Source organism: Streptomyces sp. R11, from assembly GCF_041051905.1.
Taxonomy (GTDB): Bacteria; Actinomycetota; Actinomycetes; order Streptomycetales; family Streptomycetaceae; genus Streptomyces.
Genome location: NZ_CP163432.1, coordinates 8856852 through 8879607, shown reverse-complemented (window position 1 = coordinate 8879607; position 22756 = coordinate 8856852). Strand labels below are relative to the sequence as shown.

Genomic DNA, 22756 nt, shown 5'->3' with positions numbered 1-22756 from the left:
GAGGCCGTGCGAGAGAACGAGGAGGTGGTACCCGTGAACACAGTATCGACATGGGTGCTCCCCTCCGGGGTCACGGTCGGACGATAGGCAGTCGTCCGGGAGCGCCGTTCCGCGCACTCCCGAAAGGCACGACTGTGCAATTCACTTCCGAACAGCGCCTCGACGACGGCGTCGTCGAGCGCGAATTCACCCTCGGCGAGATCCCCGGCACTCTGTGGACCCCTGAATCCGCCGCACCGGTCCCGCTGATCCTGATGGCCCACAACAACGGCCTGTCCAGGCGGCAATCGCGGCTGGTGGCCCGGGCCCGGCACTCGGCGGCGTACGGCTACGCGGTGGCCACCATCGACGCCGCCGGGTGCGGTGACCGCCCCCGTTCCGCCGCCGACGAGCAGGCCCGCGCCGACCTCCGCCGGGCGATGCAAACCGGCGAGCCGGTCGACGAGATCTTCGAGTCCCTCGTCGGCCCGCTGGTCGCCAATGCGGTCCCGGATTGGCAGACCACCCTGGACGCCCTCCTTTCGCTGCCCGAGATCGGCGGTCGGGTCGGGTACTCGGGGTGGACCGCCGTCGGCATCCGGCTGGCGGTGGTCGAGCCGCGCATCGCGGCCGCGGGTTTCTTCGCCGGGGGTTACGTGCCCCGCGCTCAACGCGAGGAGGCCCGGCGGGTCACCATTCCGCTGCTGCTTCTCCTGCAGTGGGACGACGAAGGGAACCCCCGGCAGCGCGCGCTGGACCTGTTCGACGCCTTCGGCACAAAGGAGAAGACGCTGCACGCCAATCTGGGCGGGCACACCGGCACCCCGTGGTTCGAGGTGGACGACGGGAACCGGTTCTTCGGCCGGCACCTGAAGTGAGGCCGGGCAGTCAGGCCGGCAGCAGACCGCAGGCGGCGCCGGCCAGGATGCCGCTCATCGATGACAGGTCCCGACCCTCCCCGACCTACCGTCCTGGGCCAACCCGATCGAGGTCTACTTCGGGCCGCTGCGGCAGTTCATCATCGTCAACTCCCCCCAGCCCCATCCACGTCGTGCGCTGCTCTCCATGAGAGGCTGGATGGCATGGGGGCAGCGTCGGGCGATCTGGATTCTCGGGAGTTCCTGGCAGGAATCGGGATTGGCGACCTCTGCAGCGGCACGGTCGCAGAGGTCTCACGGTCTCAGGGGGTGACGGTCACCCTGGACGGATTCTCCGCACGCCCCCTCGGGATCATCTGGCCTTTAGATGTCTCCTGGAGGCGGAATCACTCTGCGGCCGTGAAGGTCGGCCAGCGGATCATCGCTGAGGTCATTGCCGTTGATTTGGATGAGGGCCACGCCCGGCTGTCAATGACCGCCACCGAAAACCCGGAACTGTGGGCGTTCCTGAAATCACGCCACCGCGGCGAGATCCTTTCCGGCACGATTACGGCCATCGAACGGTTCGGCGTGTTCGTGGCTCTGGACGACGGCCCCGACCATCCGGTCTTTCCAGGCGTCGGGTTCATCGCGATTCCCGAATTGTCCTGGCGGCACATCGAAGCGGTTTCGGACGTCGTTCAGGTCGGGCAGCGCGTCTCGTGCGAGTTCCTCCAGTTCGACACATGGAACGGCGAGGCAAGGCTGTCTCTGAAAGCGACACGGCCGGACCCCTTCCAGGCATTCGCGGTTGGCCAAACACTGCAGGGGCAGGTCACCAAACTGGTCCCGTTCGGCGTCTTCGTCCAGGTCGCCGACGGCATCGAGGGACTGGTTCACCTTCAAGAGCTCGCCTCGACGCCCGTGGCGACTCCACAGGACGTCGTTGAGGCCGGCGACGAGGTGACGGTCGTCGTCACGGAGGTCGACCGAGTGCGGCGCAGGCTGGCCCTCTCCCGACGGCAGGTGTCACCTGACTCTCGGTGACACCTGCACGTCACCGCCCCAAGGGGGCCCTACACGAGTGCTCCGTGCCCTCGGGCAGGGCCATGCCAATAGCCTGGGCGTACGGCTATTCCAGGGCGGGCATGGGCACAAAGCCGGGCGCGAAGAACCGCAGGGCGTGGAAGACCGTACGCCCGCCGAAGCGTTGGCGGCCGCGATGACCCGGGCCTGCTCCAGCCGCGACCGCCCAGCACAGAGTGGCCACCGTCACGCCGACCACTGTCTGAACCGCGTCACCGTGAGCCGCCCCTTCGTCGAATCGCTGACGGTTTCCGCCTCAGCTCACAGGCGAATGACGATGAGGGCGATGTCGTCGGGAGCGCCCCTCGCAACGCCGAGGCGGGTCAGCAGTTCGTCGGCGAGCTGGTCAGGGGTGAGAGAGCTGACCTGGGCCAGAGCCGTCGTCAGGCGGGTCAGGCTGGCGTCGATGTCCTCGTCGCGGCGCTCGATGAGGCCGTCCGTGTACAGCACGAGGGTGTCCCCCACGGTGTAGGCGAGGCCGGCCTGGGGGCGGGGGACATGGTGCTCACGGGCGCCGAGCGGCGGATCGGTGGCTTGGTCCAGGAGTTCGCAGGTGTCGTCGGAGTGGAGCAGGACGGGCGGCGGGTGTCCGGCGTTGCTGTAGATGATCAGCTTGCTGCGGGTGTCGATCAGTACCTTGACCGCGGTTGCCGCCGTCGCGCCGTCCAGGGAGCGGGCGTACAGACCAAGGACTTCCAGGGCCTGAGCGGGGCTGGGAGTGGTGCGGATGACCGCGCTCAGGGCGCTGCGGAGCATCCCCATGACGGCGGCGGCGTGCAGGCCGTGGCCGACAACGTCTCCGACCGCTGCTGCGTAGCGGTCGGGTGGCAGGTCGACGACGTCGTACCAGTCGCCGCACACGTTCAGTGAGGTGGTCGCCGGCAGGTAGCGGACCGCGATGTTCTCGGTGTGGCGGTCCAGGTCGGGGGCGGAGAGCATGGCTTCCTGCAAGGTGACCGCGACCTGCCGTTCGCGGGCGTGGGCCTGGCGCAGTTCCTCATTCAGGTGGTGCAGTTCGCGGGCCCGCGCGAACAGTTCGGCCGCCATGCCCTTCTCCCGTGCGGTGAAGCCCGCGGTGAGCGCGCGTGCCCGGCGTGACCGGATGAACACGGTCACGTCTTCGGCCCGTTGAACGATCCACTTCACCCTGCCGTCAGGCCCGGTAATCGGTGTGTGAATCTCCGACCACCAGCGCTCTTCGAATTCGCCCGGATGCTGGAGGGCCGGGATGTCGTACCGCTGGAGCACCAAGGTCTCCGGTTCCCCGGTCTCCAGGACCCGGCGCAGCGACGCCTTCAGGTTCCGCTGCGCCTCTTCGGGGGCGTGAGGGTTCTCCGGCAGGGCGTCGAAGAAGTACTTCCCGACCAGCTCGCTCCGGGACCGCCCGGTGGCCTGCAGGTATGCCTGATTGACGTAGTGGATCACGAGGTCCGTGCCCAGCACCAGGTACGGGCTTGGTGTGGCGTCGAAGAACGCCGTAAATTCAATGTCCGCTGTCATCAGGCGCTCTCCCAGGGCTGCGAGCGCGACCGCCTGCACCTCCAATCTACGAGCGAATCGGCGGCCTGGCCCACCGGCTCCAGACCATCGGCGCACCTGCCGCGACTGCGCCCGATGCCCTTCTCACCTGCCAGGGCGCTGTTCGAGGCCGTCCCGGCCCGCTCGCGCATGGAATCGGAACAGCCGGGCCACGATCCGCCGACGGGGCCGACGATCTCGCGCTGATCGACCCAGCGCGGCTCACCGAGCCATCCAGGGGTGCTCAGTGCCGCCCGCACCGAACTGTCGGCCGCGATGCGCACAGAGTCGCCGAACCAACAGGCCGCCGACGGCGACCTCGGCTGCTCGCGCGACGAGGTCGAGGCCAGTACGGCTTCCTGCACCTGGATCTTGGCTACGGTCGAGGTTCCCGCCAGGTGTGCTCGTCGCCCTCGCGGTAGAGCACCAGGTGCTCGTGGAAGAGAACGCCGTCACGGACGTCGCCGGTGGCGGTGAAGCCGGTGTCGTCGACGTAGTCGATGTGGTTGCCGGTGACGGTGTAGCTGCCGGTGTAGGCGCTGCGCCGGTTGCCGCGAGCTTCGTCGTAGCGACCGTTGGGCAGGAGTTCCTGGCGGATGATTCCGTCCGCGGTCACCCACATTCCGACGTAGGAGTGCGGGTCGCGGGGCGTGACGTTGCCGGTCATGGCTCTACGATCACCGCGGCGGCCGGCGGCAACCAGACCGCAGTCTCCCCAGGTGACAACTTCCTGGGAGTCGCGCACCCAGCATCCCGAACGATGGGGCCCACGGTGCGGTGCGGCGGCGTGCGCCGGGGCTCATCCCCCGTTGTCGTAGGCGGCGGGGCGGATCGTGGGCGTCCGACACATAGGGACAGGGCGGCCTGGTTCCGGCGCCACCGCGCGACGAACCTGGTGGTCAGGCGGCCACTGCGGCTGCCGGACTCTCGCCTCGGACCCGCACCGGCGCTCATTTCGCGCAGTGGGGAAACCGATGAGGCGACCCCGCTGAGGAGCATGCAATGACCATGAGCGGCGCCGACCTCCTGTCCGTCGGCTCCCTGCTCGTGGGGGTCGGCCCGGGCCTCATCACGGCGGCGGGCGACGACGACGCCATCGTCGTCGACTGCACCGGCCTGACCATCGCCCCCGCCGCTCTCGTGCGCTCCAAGTGCCCCGACCTCACCGCAGGCCAGGTCATCAACCGCCTCATCAAGTCGGCCGCCACCTTCGCGCACCACAAGGGATTGAAGGCTCCCGGCGAGGAGTACGGCTACGGGATCGTCCGCCCGTACTCGGCGCTCACGATGGACATCCCCGCCGGCCCCCAGAAGAACCCTCTCGGCAAGCTGACGCTGGCTGTTCCTGCACCACCCGGGGCGTCCATAGCGGACGCCCCGGTCCAGACGTCATCTCGCAACCTTCTCGTTCTCGTTGGGGGCGTCGCAGCGGTCGTGGTCGTCGGCGCGATCGTCTTCGCGCTCCTGCGCAGTCGCCGCAATGGCGGCCCCGGTGCCGGCAGTGGAGGTGACGCCCAGTACCCGATGTACCCCCCTGCCCAGCAGTTTTACCCCAACACCAACCCCTACCAGGGACAGCCGCCGCAGCACCCCAACCCCTATACCCACCAACCCCCGCATCAAGGACAGTAAACACACCACCGCCTCGCCGACAGCGCAGTCCTTGTCGTCCACACGTCCCGCGCCCCCAAACTTCGACCGTGGCCGATGGGGGCGTCATCGTGCGCGGCACGAGGCTGGTGCAGACGGCTGCGACCGGGGGTGAGCACTGGGAACGTGGCCGCCGTTCTACCGGTCGAGGCCGACTGGACCTCCTGCCGATCAGCAGACGAACGCACACGGACGCCGTTGGGCCGGACGGCGGACTGATCCCGACCGAGCTCTTCGGCGGCATCGTGGCGGCTGGCGAACCAGCCGGGAAAGTGTGAACTGCCGCAGATTCACAGGGCGTTCGGACGTAGGTTGTGCCGTGAAGCATCCATGCTGCGGTTCAAGAACGGACACGACTCATGACCGACCCTGTGACGACGCCGGAACCTGCGAACCATCAGAAGATCGACACTTCGGTTCCGCACTCCGCCCGCATCTGGAACTACTGGCTGGGCGGCAAGGACAACTACCGCGTCGACGAGGAGGCAGGCGACGCGTACACCGCGGTCTTCCCCGGCATCGTCACCATCGCCCGCTCCAGCCGCGCCTTCCTGCGCCGTAACATCACGTATCTGGTCGCCGAGGCGGGGATCCGGCAGTTCCTGGACATAGGCACCGGTCTTCCAACCGCCCAGAACACCCACGAGGTCGCCCAGCAGCTGGCTCCCGAGACCCGGATCGTCTACGTCGACAATGATCCGATGGTGCTCGCCCACGCTCGCGCCCTGCTCTACTCCACCCAGGAGGGCGCGACCGCCTACATCGACGCCAACGTGACGGACCCGGACCGCATCCTGGCAGCCGCCGCCGAGACACTGGACTTCGATCGCCCCACCGCGCTCATCCTCAGCAACATCCTGGGCCACGTCGCCGACCACGATCAGGCTCGCTCCATCGTCACCCGGCTGATGAGCGCCCTGCCCTCGGGCAGCTACCTCTCCATCAACGACGGATCGCGCGGCATCGACCCGGTCTTCGAGCAGGCTCAGGACGCCTACAACAACAGCGGCGCCGTCCCTTACAACCTGCGCACGGTCGACGAGATCGCCACGTTCTTCGACGGCTTGGACCTCATCGCACCTGGCGTGGTCTCGGTGACGCAGTGGCGACCGGAGCCCGGCTTGCCCGCCGCGGAGGTCGTCGCAGAACACGGCGGACTCGCCCGGAAGGCGTAGGAGTGAACGCAGGGCAGGAAGGACGCTGAGCGGAACCCGAGGCGCGTTGGAGATGACGAGCGGGCCCTTTCACTCCCGACCTCGATCTGACCTGCAGCTCCGAGAAGGTCTACGTTGGCATGTCTGTGCCCACGTAGACCGTCCAGCCGTCCATCCTGCCTGCCTGCCTGCCCCCAGCGCACTGCAGGCCCCGCCGCCCCGGCAATCCCCGCCGACTAACCCGGCAGGATGACGTCCAGCCGGCTCCCGCTCCTCGCCGGCGCTGGCGTGCACGCGTCGGCCGCGGAGGAGGACGATGGGATAGCGGGGTACTGGCGCCGGCACCTGTCAGCCTGGCAGGGCGGCAGCCTGGTCCGCGGCGGGAAGGAGCCCGAGGTATGGGTGCGACCGAGCCGTTCCGCGACGATCCCGCCACGGCTGGTGTGGTTGCGTCCAGGCCGGGTGGCCTGCTGGATGTGCTGAACGTGGCCGCAGTCCTCCTCAACGCCGAGGGCAGGATCGATCTCTGGAGCCCGCAGGCCGAGACCCTCTTCGGCTACACCGCCGAGGAGGCACTGGGCCGGTACGCGAGCCACCTGTTGATCGACAGAGAGCAGCTCGATACGGTGCTGACGCTGTTCGCGCAGGTCATGCAGGACGGCGAGAGCTGGGCCGGGGTCATTCCCGTCCGGCGTAAGGACGGCAGCAGCCGCCTGGTGGAGTTCCGCAACATGCGGTTGCAGGACGACCACCGCGAGTACTGGGCTCTGGGCCTGGCCACGGACCAGGCGACGCTACGGCAGGTGGAGCGGAACCTGGCCCTGTCCGCCCAGCTGGTATCCCAGTCACCGATCGGGCTCGGCATGCTGGACACCGACCTTCGGTACGTCTCCGTCAACCCCGCCGAAGAACGGATGAACGGCGTGCCGGCCACCGAGCACATCGGCCGCCACGTCCACGAGGTGGTGCCCTACCTGGACAAGTCCTTCGAAGGCGCCATGCGTGAAGTCCTCGCCTCCGGGACACCGATTGTTGACCAGTACATCGTGGGCCGCACAGCGGCCGACCCGGACAACGATCACGCCTGGTCGATCTCCTTCTACCGGCTCGAATCCCCCAACGGGAAAGTGCTGGGCGTTGCCACCTCCAGCGTCGATGTCACCGACCGACACCACGCCGTGGAAGAACAGCGGCGTACCGCACTCACCCTCCAACGCAGCCTGCTGCCCCACCCCCCTCCGCAACGGCCTGGTCTCGATGTCGCCTTCCGCTACCGCCCCGCCCAGGCCACCATCGAGATCGGCGGCGACTGGTTCGACGTCATCCCCCTGAACGGCGACAAAACCGCCCTCGTCGTCGGCGACGTCATGGGCAGCGGTGTCACAGCCGCTGCCACCATGGGACAACTGCGCACCGCCACCAGAACGCTGGCCGACCTCGATCTGTCCCCCGACCAGGTCCTCCACCACCTCGACCACATCACGGACGACCTCGAGACCATCGCGACCTGCGTCTACGCCGTCTTTGATCCCCACTCCGCGCAGTGCCACGTCTCCCTCGCCGGACACCTACCGCCCGTGCTCCTCCGCCCGGACGCCACACGTGAGCTACTCGACCTACCCACCGGCGCACCCTTGGGCGGCTGCGGCATCTCCTTCGACTCCACCTCGGTCGATTTCGGGCCCGGGAACCAACTGGTCCTGTACACCGACGGCCTCATCGAGACCCGCGACCAGCCGATCGACGCACGCCTGGACGCCCTCCTCAACGTCCTGGACGACCCCAACCGCTCCATCGACGCCACCTGCGACCTTCTGCTGCACACCCTGCGTGCCGATGACGACCACGACGACGTGGCCCTGCTCATCGCCCGGGCAGGTCCCAGCCCAGGAGGCGCAGGCCGAGGCAAGGTCTGAAGAGCCGGGCCTGCGGGACGGCACGGTCGTCAGACCCGGCCTCCGCCCGGTCACCGGAACCACAGGCTCAGGCGCGGCGAACGGACGTTGCGAGCTCTTCCGGCAGCCCGGGAGCTGCCGGAAGAGCTGCGACTTCTCGGTGCTGTGCAGTGCGGGCTTCAGCAGCCGCCGCAGTTGTAGTAGAGGACGTCCCAGTGGTTGCCCTCGTCGGCGTAGATGTTGCCCGAGCCGGAGCGCCACTGGGGAGCCCCGTCGCCGCGCGGGCCGATGTAGGTGAAGGTGTTCTTGATGTAGTTCCCGAGACAGGCGTACTTGCCGTAGTCGAGTTTGTAGCCGTTCCAGTGCGAGTACGTGCCGGAGGCGTGTCCGGTCTCGGTGCCGCCCGTGATGTTCAGGGCACAGCCGCTGGCACGCTTGAGCGTCTGTGCGCCTTGGGCGGTGGCGAGGTTGAGCTGCTCGAAGGACGTACAGGTGGGGTTGTTGCGGTTGGAGCAGTTCCCGGACGACGACCAGGTGATGCCGACCTGCTGGAACATCGAGGTCGCGGTGGCGTGACTGATCTTGGTGACGGCGAACGCATCGCCGGCGGTGCCGATGACGACGGCGCTGGGGGCGATGACGAGCGCGAGAGCGGTCAGGACCGAGCGGAGCTTCACGGCCTGGGTGACCTTCATACGGGGACCTTCCTGCGGTGGGCCACGATTCTGTGGGGCGGCTGTGCAGGTGGTGCAGGTGGTGCAGGAAGAATCGTGCCCGCGGTCTACGCGCGTTGGCCAGAGGACAAAGCGGAACACGAGAGTGCAGCGGCACTCCCAGGGCCTCCCCTTGTTCGGCGAGCGTCACCATCCGCGCCAGTCGTGGCGCCGCCAATCACGGCCGCCGTCACGCGAGATCCACAGCCCTTCGCCCTTCACCAGGCTGTACGTCGCTGTCGTCGCGTCCGCGATGCCGTAGAGCGTCTTGCCGTGGACGGTGAGCGACGTGAATGCAGTCGGCGTCTTCAGTTGGTGGAAGGTGCTGTTGGTGTGGTCGTCAGCGAGCCAGTAGCGGCCGCCTTCCTCGCCGACGAGCAGTCGTCCGTCGGCAAGGACCTCCAGGACCAGCGACTCCGGGCCACGCTTCAGGTCCTGCCAGGCGACGCCGCCGCCGGGGACCGTCCGCCAGTGCTCGCCGCTGTCCGTCGTCACCAGCAGACCGCTCGCGCTCTCGCCCCGGGTGAGGGACAGCGCCGCGGTGCCACCGCGCGCGGCGAGCACGCCACCCGTGTACGGCTTCGGGACCGCCGTAGAGCCCAGGGTGCGACCGTCGCGCTGCCACAGGACACGATCAGGGTCCTCGGTCAGTGACTGGTCCAGGCTCCAGATCGTGCCCCGCTCGTCGACGGCGAGACGGACGGCGTCTTCCGGCACTCCGGCCGGGGGCGCCACGGTGCGCGTGGCGGGGCGGTAGACGAGGGTCGGCTCCAGTTCGGCGAGCAGGACGTCGCCGGGTCGGGTGCGCAACGAAGTCCCGGTGATGACGACCTTCTGCCGCTTGCCGCTTACGTCGAGGGCCTGGGCTCCCTCGGCTCCTTCGCCCGGCGGCACCCGCACGAAGCCGCCGGTCACTCCCTTGTACGCGGCTGGTGTCGCCTCCGCGTCGGCGTGTTCCGCGTGCTGCGCGACCGTAGCGCCGTCCGGGCCGATGATGCGCCACGCGGACGCAGCCGGCCCTTCGTCGTCCTCGACATTGCCGGCGTAGTACGTGAGAAGCAGCGAGCCCTCGCCCGCGCGGACCACTCCGGTGGGTGCGCCGGCCATCTCGATGACGTCGGCGGGGCGCGGGTGAGGATCTTCGATGACGCGCTTGTACTTCGCCTCACGGTCCGCCGAGGACTCGTCGTCATGTCCCCCCGGTCTGCAGGAGGTCAGCGCCAGCGCCGCGCTGACCGCGGCCACGAGCCCGACCGTCCGCCTCCCGGGTTTTCTCAGCCACGGCATTCGCACACCCTCACATCCCGCAGCAGCGACCACAGCGGGAACCATACGACGCATCGACACCTGGTCAGCGCCGAGAGGTGACGACGGGACGTCGTAGGTGCGGGGTCGTGGCGCACTGCTGCCGGGCGGACGAGCCACCCGGCTTGCGAGCTGCGGTGCTTGTCGGATCAGGGGCGTACATCGACGTAGTCACCGGTGGCCTTGGCCGGGCCGGTCGTGGTCGTGCCGGCGAAGTTCCAACGCCAGTAGCCGTCCTTGACCGCCTTGACCGTGGCGCGCAATGTGCCGGTGCTGCTGGTCTTTACCGCGACCACCGTGGTGTAGGTGCTGCTGTCCTTCGGGCGGAATTGCAGGTGCACGGTCCGGCCCGTGTATCCCGCATACCGATAGGTGTCCCAGTTGGCCCGCACGAGCTTGCCGGTGACGGTGATACGAGCGCCCTTCGTCACCGGCTCGGGTGACGCGTTGACCGTGAGCTGCGCGGCACGCTTGAGGCTGAACGACCCCACGCGCGGGGCGAAGACCGATTCGCCGTCATTGGCGTCGGCCAAGGCGTCTACGGACCATGTTCCCGCGTTGGCGTTGGCCAGGTCCACCGGATCGTCGCTGCCTGGAGCAGGGTGGGCGTTGACGGTGAACACCGTTGTGCAGGCCGTCGCACTCTCGCAGAACGCGTCGGTGGTGTAGAAGCCGCCGTGCGGCCCTTTCAGATCCACGTCCACGAAGGACAGGCCGGAGTCGTCCGATCCGCCGACCGTGACCGGGAAAACCACGTCGTGCGTGATACCCACGATGACGTCCCGTCCGGAGTTGACGGTGGCACCGCTGACCACCGGTTCGCCGGCCGCAGCATCGGCCGGGGCGCCGAAACCGGCCAGCAGCACGACAGCGGCCCCCAGCACGACACCGCGGCTTGCCCCGCGACCGACGGGCCTACCCTGCGGGGCACTTGCGCCGGTGGTGGACACGGCGATGTCGTGCCCGCCGCTCGGTCTGTCGCCAAGCGGTGTGGCATAGCGGCTCATGAAATCTCCCAGGGGTGACAGGCCCTGCCGCCAACCACCGGAAGGGGAACGGTGGTTGGCAGAAGGCTCCGGAGACGGAAGTCCGTCACTCCCCTACGACTGCCGAACCGGCCGGATCGTTGCCCCCGGAGGTGAAGGGACCTTGTGCGACCAGGAGGGACGGTACGGTCATCGGCACGGAAGCTCCGGGCAGGATTTGGTCTCCCCTACTCGAAGAACTTGAGACTCCAGCCCGTGTTCGTGTTCGCGCCCGGGACATTGGCACGGCTGTAGGTGGTGTTGCCCCACCAGCAGAACGTGCCGGTGTACCAGTACCGGTTCTCCCACGCGTACGGCGTTCCCTTCGGGACCGCGTGGATCATCAGGGGGAACCTCGGGCCGGCCGGCGGGCTCGTGCCGATGTCGCCGTCGAGCAGGACGAAGCTGTGCTGGCCGGGGCCGTTGACGTGCAGGGTCGGGTCCCAGCCGGACATCATCGTCGCGCGGTTGGAGCCGAACAGGCAGCCGTTGGACTTGTACCAGTCCCACACGTACGTCGGGTCGCCCCCGGCGCGAAGTCGCAGGTCGGCCAGGCAGTACTGCTCGCTCCAGCTGCCGTTGGCCCCCGTCGACGTCCTTCTCCGGCGCGATGGCCTCGAATGCCGCCCGCTCATCGATGTGATGGCCTACGGGTGCTGAAGCAAGGTGCCGTGCACTCCGGCGTCCCGCGAGAGGGACTGGAGGGCCTCCACCAGCTCAGCCGTTGTAGTGGTGGCCGGCAGGCTGACAAGCCGGGACTCGACGCCCGCCTTCGCGCAACGGGCCCGCTTCATCCGAACGTACGTCACCGAAGCCGGATCCTCACCTACCAGCACCGTTGCGAGGCAAGGCGTCACACCGACACGTCGAGCAAGCTCTGACGCCTTGTCTGATGTCTCCTCGACGATGCGTCGGGCAAGGCCAACGCCGTCCATGAGCCGGGCTGTCTGTGTCTGGGACATGGTCGCCTCCAGGCGTCGCTGACCACTCGCCCAGGCGCACGGCATCGACCGATTCGTCAGACCGCTCCCCGGTGGTGCTCCACCTCAGCGCCAGTCACGGCCCACGCACCACTCCTAGTGGATGGCGCTTCCGCTGATCATGAACAGAAAGTTCAAATACACCTACTCAGGGCCATCGCCACGCCCCCCTGGCCACAACCCTCGGGCGCACGGGCACCCGGCAGACCGGCACCCTGACGCTGGAGCCCACCCTGGCCGGCGAGTCCGTTCCACTCGAGATTTTGACAGGGCCTTGACATATTTGGCGGTGGCCGCCAGCATGCAAAATGCAATCAGAGTGCCGCAATTCCCTTTGCCAACAGCGCAATTCACGCACAGCGCTCCCACGCGGGGGTCCGACAGGTCCGTCGTCGTGCCCCGCACCACCTTGCGGCACGCGCGGCCGGCGCGCGCCTTGCCTGACATCTCTCACCGTCAGGAAGGACGACCCCCCATGCTTTGGCGCCCTCGCGCGGGGCTGAGAACGCTCACCGCGCTCGCGCTCCTCCTGGCCGGCGTCGCCACGGCGGCTCCCACGGCCACCACCGCCTCCGCCGCCCCGGCGGACCTTCCGCCCGGCGATTACCAGCAGGTCCAACTCGCCACCGGCGCTGCCGAGATGGGTGAACCCATGTCGCTGGCCGTACTGCCCGACCGGTCGGTCCTGCACACCGCCCGCGACGGCACGATCCGCCTCACGGACGCCGCGGGCAACACGAAGCAGGCCGGGAAACTGGACGTCTACACGCACGACGAGGAGGGCCTGCAGGGAATCGCCGCCGATCCCGCCTTCGCCTCCAACCGGTACGTGTTCGTCTACTACTCCCCCAAGCTGAACACACCGGCAGGGGACGCCCCCACGACCGGTACGGCCGCCGACTTCGAGCCGTGGAAGGGTCACCTCAACCTGTCGCGGTTCACGCTGCGCACCGACGGCACCCTGGACATGTCCAGTGAGAAGGTCGTCCTCGAAGTGCCCAACGACCGCGGCCAGTGCTGCCACGTCGGCGGTGACATCGACTTCGACGCGGCCGGGAACCTCTATCTGACGACCGGCGACGACACCAACCCGTTCGACTCGTCCGGGTACGCGCCGATCGACGAACGCACCAACCGCAACCCCCAGTTCGACGCCCAGCGCAGCTCCGGCAACACCAACGACCTGCGGGGCAAGGTGCTGAGGATCAAGCCGACCGCAGCCGGCGGGTTCACCATCCCCTCGGGCAATCTCTTCGCACCGGGCACCGCCGGCACCAGACCCGAGATCTACGCCATGGGCTTCCGCAACCCGTTCCGGATGTCCGTCGACCGGCCCACCGGCACCGTCTACCTCGGCGACTACGGCCCCGACGCCGGCGGCACCGACCCCAACCGGGGACCGGGCGGCCAGGTCGAGTTCAACCGCATCACCTCGCCCGGCAACTACGGCTGGCCGTACTGCACCGGCACCAACACCACCAGCGAGACGTACAACGAGTACACCTTCCCGAGCGGCCCCTCCGCCGCCAAGTACAACTGTGCGGGCGGGCCGGCCAACAACTCCTTCCGCAACACAGGGCAGGCCCAACTGCCCCCGGCCAAGCCGAGCTGGATCAAGTACGGGCTGGACGGCTCGCCGCCCGAGTTCGGCGGCGGCTCCGAGTCCCCGATGGGCGGCGAGGTCTACCGCTACGACCCCAACTCGACCTCCACGGTGAAGTTCCCGCAGTCCCTCGACGGCCGCTACTTCGCCGCCGAGTACGGGCGCCAGTGGATCAAGGCCATCGAGGTCAGGAGCGACGGCTCCTACGGGTCGATCGAGGACGTCCCCTGGAACGGCACCCAGGTCATGGACACCGACTTCGGCCCCGACGGCGCGCTGTACGTCCTGGACTACGGCACCGGCAGCAACAACTCGGCCCTGTACCGCATCGAGTACATCGCGGGCAGCAACCGCAACCCGGTCGCCCGGGCCGCCGCCGACCGCACCTCCGGCGCCCTGCCGCTGACCGTGCGGTTCTCCTCCCAGGGCAGCTCCGACCCCGAGGGTGGGACGCTGACGTACTCCTGGAACTTCGGCGACGGCACCACGTCCACGCAGGCCAACCCCACCCACACGTACACCGGCGCGGGCACCTATCGGCCCACCCTCACGGTCCGCGACCCGGAGGGCCTGACCGGCACCGCGAGCCTGGTGGTGACCGCCGGCAACACGGCACCGACGGTGACCCTGCAACAGCCCCTGGACGGGCAGCCGTTCGCCTTCGGCGACACCGTGCCGTTCAAGGTGCAGGTCAGCGACCCCGAGGACGGAACCGTCGACTGCTCCAAGGTGAAGGTCACCTATCTCCTCGGCCATGACAGCCACACCCACGCCATCACCTCCACCAACGGCTGCGATGGCAACCTCACCGTGCCCGCCGACGGCGAACACGACAGCGCCGCCAATCTGTACGGTGTCTTCGACGCCGAGTACACCGACGCCGGCGGCCTGACCACGCACTCCGTGCGCACTCTGCAACCGCGTCATCGGCAGGGCGAGCACTTCGGCGCCCAGTCCGGCATCCAGATCGCCGATCACGCCACGGCCGAGGGCGGCAGGACGGTCGGATTCACCGATGACGGCGACTGGATCTCGTTCAAGCCGTACGTCCTCGCGGGCGCCACGAAGTTCACCGCCCGGGTGGCATCCGGTGGCGCAGGCGGCACCCTCCAGGTACGCGCCGGCTCTGCCACCGGCACCCTCCTCGGCTCCGCGACCGTGCCGGTGACCGGCGGCTGGGACACCTTCACCGACGTCACCGCCAACCTCTCCGGCGCGCCAGCCGGAACCACCGAGCTGTTCCTGGTGTTCCGCGGCCCGACCGGGCAGGGCAATCTGTTCGACGTCGACGCCTTCACCGTCGGCTCCGGTTCCGCCACGACGACGCCGTGGGAAGCGGAGTCGTACAGCTCCGCCTCTGGTGTGCAGTCGGCCGCGCACGGTACGGCCAGCGGTGGTCTGACGCTGGGGTACATCGACAACGGCGACTGGGCCGGGTATGCCTCCGTGTCCACCACGGGTGCGGCCTCCGTCTCCGCGCGGGTCTCCTCGGCCGGGGCCGGCGGCACCCTCCAGTTCCGCTCCGGCTCGCAGACCGGTCCGCTGCTGGGCTCCGTGACCGTGCCGGTGACCGGCGGCTGGGACACCTTCACCACCGTCAGCACCACACTCAACGGCGCTGGATCGGGCCCGCTGTTCCTCACCTTCACCGGAGGCTCCGGTTCTCTGTTCGACGTCGACACCTTCACGCTCAACTCGTCCGCCTCCGCGGCGCGAAAGGGGCGATGACCATGACCATCCTGATGCGGCGGCTGCGCCGCGGCACCGCTGCCCTGGCGCTGGGCCTGCTCGGCGCCCTGATCACCCCGGCAGGCACCGCGCACGCTGCCTCCTTCGAGGTCCTGGTGTTCTCCAAGACGGCCGGCTTCCGTCACGACGCGATCCCGGCCGGCATCGACGCCCTGCGCACACTCGGCGGGCAGAACGACTTCACCGTCGCGGCCACCGAGGACGCCGGGGCCTTCACCGCGTCGAACCTCGCGAGCTACGAGGCCGTGGTGTTCCTCAACACCACCGGCGATGTCCTCAACTCCGCGCAGCAGAACGCCTTGCAGTCCTACGTCGACTCCGGCGGCGGCTACGTCGGCGTGCACGCGGCGGCCGACACCGAGTACGACTGGCCCTACTACGGACAGCTCGTCGGTGCCTGGTTCCAGAGCCACCCAGCGATCCAGCAGGCCACGATCCGCACCGAGGACCGGACCCACCCGGCCACCACCCACCTGGGCGCGACCTGGACCCGCACCGACGAGTGGTACAACTACCGTGCCAACCCCCGCCCCAACGTGCGCGTCCTCCAGACACTGGACGAAAGCACCTACAGCGGCGGCTCGATGGGCGCCGACCACCCCATCACCTGGTGCCACAGCCAGGGCACGGGCCGATCCTTCTACACCGGGCTCGGCCACACCATCGAGTCCTACGCCGACCCCGCCTTCCGTTCACTGCTGTTGGGCGGGGTCCGGTACGCCGCCGGGCAGGCGACGGCCGACTGCTCGGCCCCGGCGGGCAACGGCCAGATCGAGGCCGAGTCGTACAGCTCCGGCTCCGGTGTGCAGGTGGCCGCGCACGCCCCGGCCAGCGGCGGACAGACACTCGGCTACATCGAGCATGGGGACTGGGCAGGCTACTCCCATGTCACCACCGCGGGAGCGAAGACCTTCACGGCGAAGGTCTCCTCCGCGGGCGCGGGCGGCACGATCGAGATCCGGTCCGGCTCGGCCGGCGGCACCCTGCTCGGTTCGGTGGCGGTACCGGTCACCGGGGGCTGGGAGACGTTCACGACCGTCACCACGCCCCTGACCGCCTCCGCCTCCGGGTCGCTCTTCCTGCGCTTCACCGGGGGCGGCGGGGCCCTGTTCGACATCGACACGTTCCGCCTCGGCGCCGAAACCACCGCCGGACCGCTGTCCGACGACGTACACCTCTTCTACTACCCCTGGTACGGGAGCCCGACGGTGAACGGCGGCTGGCGCCACTGGCAGCAGGGCGGCCACACCCCACCCGACGGCCTCGGCGCCGACCTCTACCCGGCACTCGGCCCGTACGACTCCGGTGACTTCGACGGCACAGTCGACCAGCACATGAAGTGGGTCGCCCGGTCGGGCGCCGGCGTGATCGTCCACAGCTGGTGGGGCCGGGGCAGCTACGAGGACCGGCTCGCGCGCGGCGTACTCGACGCGGCGCAGGAGCAGGGCATCCAGGTGGCCTGGCACCTGGAGCCGTACTCGGGCCGCACCGGGGCATCGACGGCCGCCGACATCGAGTACATCAACAGCACCTACGGCAGCCACCCCGCCTTCCACCGCTCGGCGGACCACGGCGGCAAGGGCGCGTTCTACGTCTTCCAGAGCCTCGACATCACCGACTGGACGGCACTGGACCAGGTCACCGACACGAGCATCGTCCTCGCCCAGACCACGGACACCACCAAGATCGCGCACTTCTCCGGCATGTACACCTACGACGGCATCGCGGGCGCCACGGCTCCCGGTTGGAAACAGGCCGGCGACTACGCCCGTGCCCATGGTCTGATCTGGGCTCCGTCCGTCGCGCCGGGCTACATCGACGACCGGGCGGTGCCGGGCAACGCAACACCCACCGTGGAGCGCGCCGACGGCGCGGCGTACGACCGGCAGTGGTCCAACGCCCTGGATCCGGCGATCGGCGGGTCGCCGACCTGGGTGTCGGTCACCTCGTTCAACGAGTGGCACGAAGGGAGTTCCATCGAGCCGGCCGACTCCACCCCGCCGGCCGGCCACGGCTACCAGACGTACAGCGGGGCGTACGGGCAGACGGGAGAGGCGGCGCAGACGGCGTACCTGGATCGCACCGCGTACTGGGTCGGCCGCTTCCAGGGAGCGGCCGCCGACTGAGGCCGCACCGGCGAGATGCCCGGTCGCAGCCATCAACTCGACCGGGCAGTCGGTGCATCGCTCGGCTGCTCGTAGGGGACGCGTGCTCCTCGCGGGCCTGCCGCCTGCCGAGCGCAGGGATGCCCTGGATCATGTCGGCCCGTTGGAGCGACTGACGGGCCGTACGATCACCGATCGCGGGCGGCTGGAGGAGGTGCTGGACCAGGTGGCCGAGCAGGGTTACGCGCTGCACGAGGGCGAACTGGACGAAGGACTGCGCTCGATCGCCGTACCCGTGCACGACCGCGACCGGAAGGTGGTGGCGGCCGTCAATGCCGCGATGCACAACAGCCGCCGCACCCCGGAAGAGTGCACCACCGAACTCCTCCCCCAACTCCGTGCCACGGCAGCTCGCATCGAGACGGAGTTCGCGACGGCCACGCGTTTCGTGAAGATCCCAGTGACCTGATCACCGACCGCGGGGGCAGCCGAACGATGTGCTGCTTCAGGCCCTTCCCGGCGCGGGTGAACTGCCCGTGCGCGGCTGACGTCGTACGATCCTGTCGCCACGCATCCGCACGCGCCGGCCTCCGACATCTGCTGCCGGACCGCAACCGAGACGACGTACATCCGAGGAGACACGAAGGCTGATGATCTTCATCACCGCCAAGTTCCGAGTCCGTCCCGAGCATGCCGATCGGTGGCCGGACATCACCGCCGACTTCACCGAAGCCACGCGCCGGGAGCCCGGCTGCCTCTGGTTCGACTGGTCGCGAAGCGTGACGGACCCCACGGAGTACGTCCTGGTCGAGGCCTTCCGCGATGACGAAGCGGGCGCGGCTCACGTGCAGTCGGCGCACTTCAGGGCCGCGCAGCAGACGTTGCCGCCCCATCTGATCGAGACGCCTCGCATCGTGAACGCGAACATTCCGCAGGACGACTGGTCGCTGCTGGGCGAGATGGCCGTGCCCGAGCAGGGGTAGGGCCCGCCGGGCGGCTCGGGCGGCTCAGCCGAGCAGTTGTGCGCTGCTGACCGGTTCACGCCGCTGTTGTCCATTGATGCGGTGCCGCTCGATGGACGAGCGCCGGTACACCTCCTGCCGCACCCGCTGGATCTCGCCGATGGGCCGGTGCTCCTCTCGTGAGCGCCACGGCGTGATCGACGTGGCGTCGGCGGCCGCGACGTTGTCCTCCCCGCCGACGTCCTGACGCGGGAGGTCCACACGGGCGACGGTCACCCAGGGGGACAACTCTTCGGGCCACTTCACGGAGGTGTTGTCCACCGGCATGCGAGCCAGATCGGTGTTGAGCTGCACCTGGAGCTCGAAGGAATGGTCGCGCTCCTCGGCCTCGGCGATCAGCGTGCGGCGAAACGCCTCGTTGTCCGCGCGCACGTCCACGATCTGGTGTGTGAGGGCGGCCAGGGATTCGGCCGTCGGCACGGTGCGGATCTTGGCGATGTGGTCGCCGTACCGGAAGGCCCCCATGCTGTTGTAGGTGTACGACAGCAGGTTCCTGCGCGGGACGGTGGTGAACGAGAGCATGGCGAACAGTTCGTCCCACAGCCAGCCGTCAGGATCGGTGAGCGTGCCCCGGCGGGTCAGGAACTCCGCCATCCAGGTCTTGCGGCGGGCGGGGTTCGCCAGGCCTTCCGGCAGCTCCGCGAACAACTCCTCGATGACCATGTAGTCGTAGGCGGTGTTCGCGAAGAAGACGTCATTGTTGATCAGGTTGAGGTCGAAGGTGCCGGCGTCCGCTTCATCGGCCAGCAGTGACCGGCCGGGGACCCCGAACAGCTTGATGCCCATCCCGCACGCCGCGCCCAGCTGGTGGTCGGGACGCTGGTGGCCCAGACCGTTGGAGTAGCGGACGACGGCGTCGTACACGGTGGGCCGGGCAAAGATGCCCTGCCCGTGGAGGCCCTGGTTGTCACCGACCGTGACGGTGGCTTTGAGGAGGCCGTACGTCTTTCCGTGAGCGGTGCGGACGGCGCGGCCGACGGCCTCGCGTTCGACCGAGGCACCGGTGCGCTGCGCCACCTGTGCGACCACCGCTTCCAACTCCGCTTGATAGTCAGGGCGTTCGGCGGGGCGGTAATCCTCATAGCGGACGGGATCCATGGTGCTGCCTCCTTGTGACAGTGCCGTTGATTCCCAAAATCTAGCCAGCAATTAAATTGTGCACAATATAACTTGCTGTGATGAATCACACGCCGATGAGGGAACCCGTGTCCGGGGCACCGCACCGGCGGGGATACAAGCCGTAGTGAATGGTCAGGCGGGCGCGCCGGTCAGCGGTTGCTCGGTCCACACGGTCTTGCCTTCGCGGGTGTAGCGGGTACCCCACCGTTCGGTCATCTGGGCCACCAGGAACAGGCCGCGCCCGCCCTCGTCGGTCGTACGGGCGCGGCGCAGGTGTGGTGAGGTGTGGCTGGTGTCGCTGACCTCGCACACCAGGCACCGTTCCCGGATCAGCCGGAGCGTCGCAGGACCGCCGGCGTAGCGGTAGACGTTGGTGATCAGTTCGCTGGCGATCAACTCGGTGGTGAACGCCAGGTGCTCCAGACCCCATTCGGTCAGCTTGGCCGAGGTCAGTGCCCGGGCGCGGGCGGCGCTGGCAGGCTCCGGGGGTAGATGCCAGGAGGCGACATTCTCCGGCGGCAGCATGCGGGTGCGAGCGATCAGCAATACGACGTCGTCACTGGGCAGCGAGGGGACCAGCGCGTCGACCACTGCTTGGCATGTCCGTTCCAGCGTGTCGGCAGGGCGGGTGAGCGTTGCACACAGCTTCGTCAGGCCGACGTCGGCATCGATGTGGCGTTCACCGATGATTCCGTTGGTGTACAGGCACAGCAGACTTCCCTCGGCCAGTTCGATCTCCCGGGCCTCGAACGGCAGGCCGCCCAGGCCGAGCGGTGGGCCGGCGGGCAGGTCGAGCAGCGCCACCCGTCCATCCGGCGCGGTCACCACCGGCGGCGGGTGACCGGCGCGGGCAACGGAGCAGCGCCCGGAGACCGGGTCGTACACGGCGTACAGACAGGTGGCGCCGACGACCTGCTCTCCCACGGGCCGTTCGCCGACTGCTTCCTGTTCGGCCGCCACCAGGTTGACCAGGTCGTCGAGGCGGGAGAGGACCTCGTCCGGTTCCATGTCGAGGCTGGCGAGCGTATGGACCGCGGTGCGCAGCCGGCCCATGGTGGCGGCAGCATGGATACCGCGCCCCACCACGTCGCCGACGACGAGGGCGACCCGGGCCCCGGACAGGGGAATGACGTCGAACCAGTCGCCGCCAAGGCCTGGGCCCGCGCTGGCCGGCAGGTACCGCAGGGCCATCTCGACAGCCGACTGCTCCGGAATCGCCCGGGGCAGAAGGCTTCTCTGCAAGGCGAACGCGGTCTGCTGATGCTGCGTGAAGCGCCGGGCGTTGTCGATGGCGACGGCGGCGCGCGAGGCGAGTTCCTGAGCAAGGGTGAGATCGTCCGCCTCGAAGGCATCGGGGCGGCGCGAACGCCACAGGGTCATGACGCCGAGCACCAGGCCACGCGCGGCAAGAGGCACCACGATCAAGGAGTGGGTGCCCGGATCGGGAGCATGGGCCCCCTGATGGCCCACCGTCGAGAACCAGTCGGGCGGGAGAACCGGCTCCAGGACAGGTCGTCCCTCGGCCAGGCATCCGGCCTGAGGTGTGTCGGGCCCGAACTCCACGGGCTCGCCGTGAGGGTGGGGCGGGCCGGGCTGCTGGGCACCGACGCCGTAGGCCCCCAGTCGCACGAGAGGCCCTGCCAGGGCGCGCGGCGGTTCCTCACCCCGCGTCACCGGCTCAAGGAGGTCCACCGACGCATGGTCGGCGAGGTGAGGCACCATCACCTCGGCGAGTTCCCGGGCGGTCTCGGCCACGTCGAGAGTGGTTCCGATGCGACTGCCGACCTGGTCGAGGAGCGCGAGCCGGCGCTGTGCCCGATGACGTTCGGTGATGTCCTCGATCAACTCGGCCACACCCAGGATACGGCCGGACGGCTCCTCCATCCGGAAGGACGAGACCAACGCGACCCGCTCTCGTGCCGGATCCCGCTCCAGGCGAACGAACTGCTCGGAGTAGACCAGGGGTCTTCCGGTCTCCATCACCTGGCGCACCCGGTCCACAGCCTTGCGTGCGTCGTCAGGGAGGAGCATCCGCCCGGTGGGCAGCTCCCGAAAGTCGTCTGCCGGGACGCCGGTGAAGCGTTCGATGGCCCGGTTGACCCGGAGAATCCTCAGGTCGGGGCCGTGGATGACCAGACCGATCGGGCACTGGCGGTACAACCCGTCGAGAACCGCGCGGTCCCCTTGCCATTCCAGGACGTCAACCGCGGGTGCCCCCGCAAGAAACCACTCACGGACCCGGCCATCGCGTGACACCTCCTGGGCCCTGAGCCCCAGCGCCACGAGCTGCCCGTCGCGGTGCCGCAATGTGAGGACGCCGAACCAGCCGCCGGCACTTCTGCAGGTCACCGCGGCCTCGGTGGCAGCCGGCAGATCACGAGGATCGACCAGAACCTCGAGTGCCGGGCGACCGATCACGGCTGTGTCCGGATGGCCGAGCAGTTCCTGAGCCCGCCGGTTCCATCCGACGACGACTCCCCGGTCGTCGAGCACCGCCAAGGCGGCGAGATGCAGGCCGAATGGATCGTCGTGGCCTTCGCTGAGCTCCGTCATCCGCTTCTCCACCGCTGGACACGACCGTGTACGCGGTCACCGATGGTCTGCCGCGGGTCCTGACCGCGGCCGGTGATCGGCATGACGGCGTCCGTGGCGGTGGCTCGGTGTTCCCGAATGCACGTTGACCTGCTGACCATGTAAGCCTATTGAATTCCGACGAAGGACGCGCCTTGTCCGCGGCGCGGCGTGGCGGGCGCGAGGGGCTACGGCAAGCAGGTTGACATGTACGCGCTGCCGGCGCGTTCGCGGATGTGCCGTTTCTCCAGGTCCAGCAGCCTGCCAACGGCACCGAAGGACCAGTGCGTCGCGGCCACCGGCCGACACCCTTCTGCTGCGTGCCGACGCCGAACTGCGCACTCGCTCGACCTGAGAGCCACTTCCCCACCGCACGGGTCCCGGGCACGGCGGGGGCGGCCCTCAGCGGTCAGGGCATCGACCGC

General features: G+C 68.8%; 17 protein-coding genes, 2 pseudogenes and 1 riboswitch. Of the genes and pseudogenes, 9 read left to right on the top strand and 10 right to left on the bottom strand.

Annotation, left to right across the window (positions count from 1 at the left end; translation table 11 throughout):
• The first annotated feature begins 134 nt into the window (after positions 1–134).
• Together AB5J55_RS41025 and AB5J55_RS41020 are read left to right on the top strand one after the other, a co-directional pair.
• Positions 135–857 carry a dienelactone hydrolase family protein gene (locus AB5J55_RS41025; protein ID WP_369275513.1) on the top strand — a complete coding sequence of 241 codons (723 nt, stop codon included), beginning with the start codon at positions 135–137 and terminating at the stop codon, positions 855–857.
• A 399-nt stretch (positions 858–1256) separates the two neighbouring features.
• Positions 1257–1883 carry a S1 RNA-binding domain-containing protein gene (locus AB5J55_RS41020; protein WP_369275512.1) on the top strand — a complete coding sequence of 209 codons (627 nt, stop codon included), beginning with the start codon at positions 1257–1259 and terminating at the stop codon, positions 1881–1883.
• 85 nt (positions 1884–1968) lie between these two features.
• On the opposite strand, the gene AB5J55_RS41015 is transcribed toward AB5J55_RS41020, so the two are convergent.
• From AB5J55_RS41015 to AB5J55_RS41005, 3 genes are all read right to left on the bottom strand, one after another.
• The gene (locus tag AB5J55_RS41015; protein ID WP_369275511.1) at positions 1969–2112 is read right to left on the bottom strand and encodes a hypothetical protein; all 144 of its coding nucleotides are present in this window, start codon (positions 2110–2112) and stop codon (positions 1969–1971) included.
• Between the two features lie 71 nt (positions 2113–2183).
• Positions 2184–3422 (bottom strand): SpoIIE family protein phosphatase, encoded by a 1239-nt coding sequence (locus tag AB5J55_RS41010; RefSeq protein WP_369275510.1) that lies wholly within the window; start codon positions 3420–3422, stop codon positions 2184–2186.
• Between the two features lie 394 nt (positions 3423–3816).
• Complete coding sequence (locus tag AB5J55_RS41005) at positions 3817–4107, bottom strand: Atu4866 domain-containing protein (protein ID WP_369275509.1); 291 nt, start codon at positions 4105–4107, stop codon at positions 3817–3819.
• A gap of 335 nt (positions 4108–4442) precedes the next feature.
• Here AB5J55_RS41005 and AB5J55_RS41000 point away from each other — a divergent pair, with 335 nt between their 5' ends.
• The 3 genes from AB5J55_RS41000 to AB5J55_RS40990 all read left to right on the top strand — a co-directional run bounded on the left by AB5J55_RS41000 (position 4443) and on the right by AB5J55_RS40990 (position 8160).
• A complete protein-coding gene (locus AB5J55_RS41000) occupies positions 4443–5072 on the top strand; it encodes a hypothetical protein (protein WP_369275508.1) in 630 nt (209 codons plus the stop codon).
• A 377-nt stretch (positions 5073–5449) separates the two neighbouring features.
• Complete coding sequence (locus tag AB5J55_RS40995; protein ID WP_369275507.1) at positions 5450–6265, top strand: SAM-dependent methyltransferase; 816 nt, start codon at positions 5450–5452, stop codon at positions 6263–6265.
• Between the two features lie 377 nt (positions 6266–6642).
• Positions 6643–8160, top strand: coding sequence for a SpoIIE family protein phosphatase (locus tag AB5J55_RS40990; protein ID WP_369275506.1), 1518 nt, complete (start codon positions 6643–6645; stop codon positions 8158–8160).
• Between the two features lie 158 nt (positions 8161–8318).
• Here AB5J55_RS40990 and AB5J55_RS40985 read toward each other — a convergent pair whose 3' ends face one another.
• From AB5J55_RS40985 to AB5J55_RS40965, 5 genes and pseudogenes are all read right to left on the bottom strand, one after another.
• A complete protein-coding gene (locus AB5J55_RS40985; RefSeq protein WP_369275505.1) occupies positions 8319–8834 on the bottom strand; it encodes a hypothetical protein in 516 nt (171 codons plus the stop codon).
• Between the two features lie 165 nt (positions 8835–8999).
• Complete coding sequence (locus AB5J55_RS40980) at positions 9000–10097, bottom strand: hypothetical protein (RefSeq protein ID WP_369275504.1); 1098 nt, start codon at positions 10095–10097, stop codon at positions 9000–9002.
• A 209-nt stretch (positions 10098–10306) separates the two neighbouring features.
• Positions 10307–11041, bottom strand: a complete 735-nt coding sequence (locus AB5J55_RS40975) for a calcium-binding protein (protein WP_369275503.1) — start codon at positions 11039–11041, stop codon at positions 10307–10309.
• Between the two features lie 329 nt (positions 11042–11370).
• Positions 11371–11766, bottom strand: a pseudogene (locus tag AB5J55_RS40970) (hydrolase); the annotation flags it as partial.
• 1 nt (position 11767) lies between these two features.
• Positions 11768–12144 (bottom strand): annotated as a pseudogene (locus AB5J55_RS40965) (tetrahydrofolate dehydrogenase/cyclohydrolase catalytic domain-containing protein); the annotation flags it as partial.
• A 21-nt stretch (positions 12145–12165) separates the two neighbouring features.
• Positions 12166–12252: riboswitch (ZMP/ZTP riboswitch) on the bottom strand.
• A gap of 385 nt (positions 12253–12637) precedes the next feature.
• Between AB5J55_RS40965 and AB5J55_RS40960 the strand changes: the two are divergent.
• The 4 genes from AB5J55_RS40960 (at position 12638) to AB5J55_RS40945 (ending at position 18602) form a co-directional block, all read left to right on the top strand.
• Positions 12638–15493, top strand: a complete 2856-nt coding sequence (locus AB5J55_RS40960) for a carbohydrate-binding protein (protein WP_369275502.1) — start codon at positions 12638–12640, stop codon at positions 15491–15493.
• Between the two features lie 14 nt (positions 15494–15507).
• Positions 15508–17640 carry a ThuA domain-containing protein gene (locus AB5J55_RS40955; RefSeq protein WP_369276439.1) on the top strand — a complete coding sequence of 711 codons (2133 nt, stop codon included), beginning with the start codon at positions 15508–15510 and terminating at the stop codon, positions 17638–17640.
• Between the two features lie 52 nt (positions 17641–17692).
• Positions 17693–18088, top strand: coding sequence for an IclR family transcriptional regulator C-terminal domain-containing protein (locus AB5J55_RS40950; RefSeq protein WP_369275501.1), 396 nt, complete (start codon positions 17693–17695; stop codon positions 18086–18088).
• Positions 18089–18269: 181 nt separating this feature from the next.
• Positions 18270–18602 (top strand): putative quinol monooxygenase, encoded by a 333-nt coding sequence (locus tag AB5J55_RS40945; protein ID WP_369275500.1) that lies wholly within the window; start codon positions 18270–18272, stop codon positions 18600–18602.
• 24 nt (positions 18603–18626) lie between these two features.
• Here the strand turns inward: AB5J55_RS40945 and AB5J55_RS40940 are convergent, their stop codons facing one another.
• Positions 18627–19739 (bottom strand): catalase family protein, encoded by a 1113-nt coding sequence (locus AB5J55_RS40940; RefSeq protein ID WP_369275499.1) that lies wholly within the window; start codon positions 19737–19739, stop codon positions 18627–18629.
• A 153-nt stretch (positions 19740–19892) separates the two neighbouring features.
• Positions 19893–22313 (bottom strand): SpoIIE family protein phosphatase, encoded by a 2421-nt coding sequence (locus AB5J55_RS40935; protein WP_369275498.1) that lies wholly within the window; start codon positions 22311–22313, stop codon positions 19893–19895.
• Between the last annotated feature and the right edge of the window lie 443 nt (positions 22314–22756).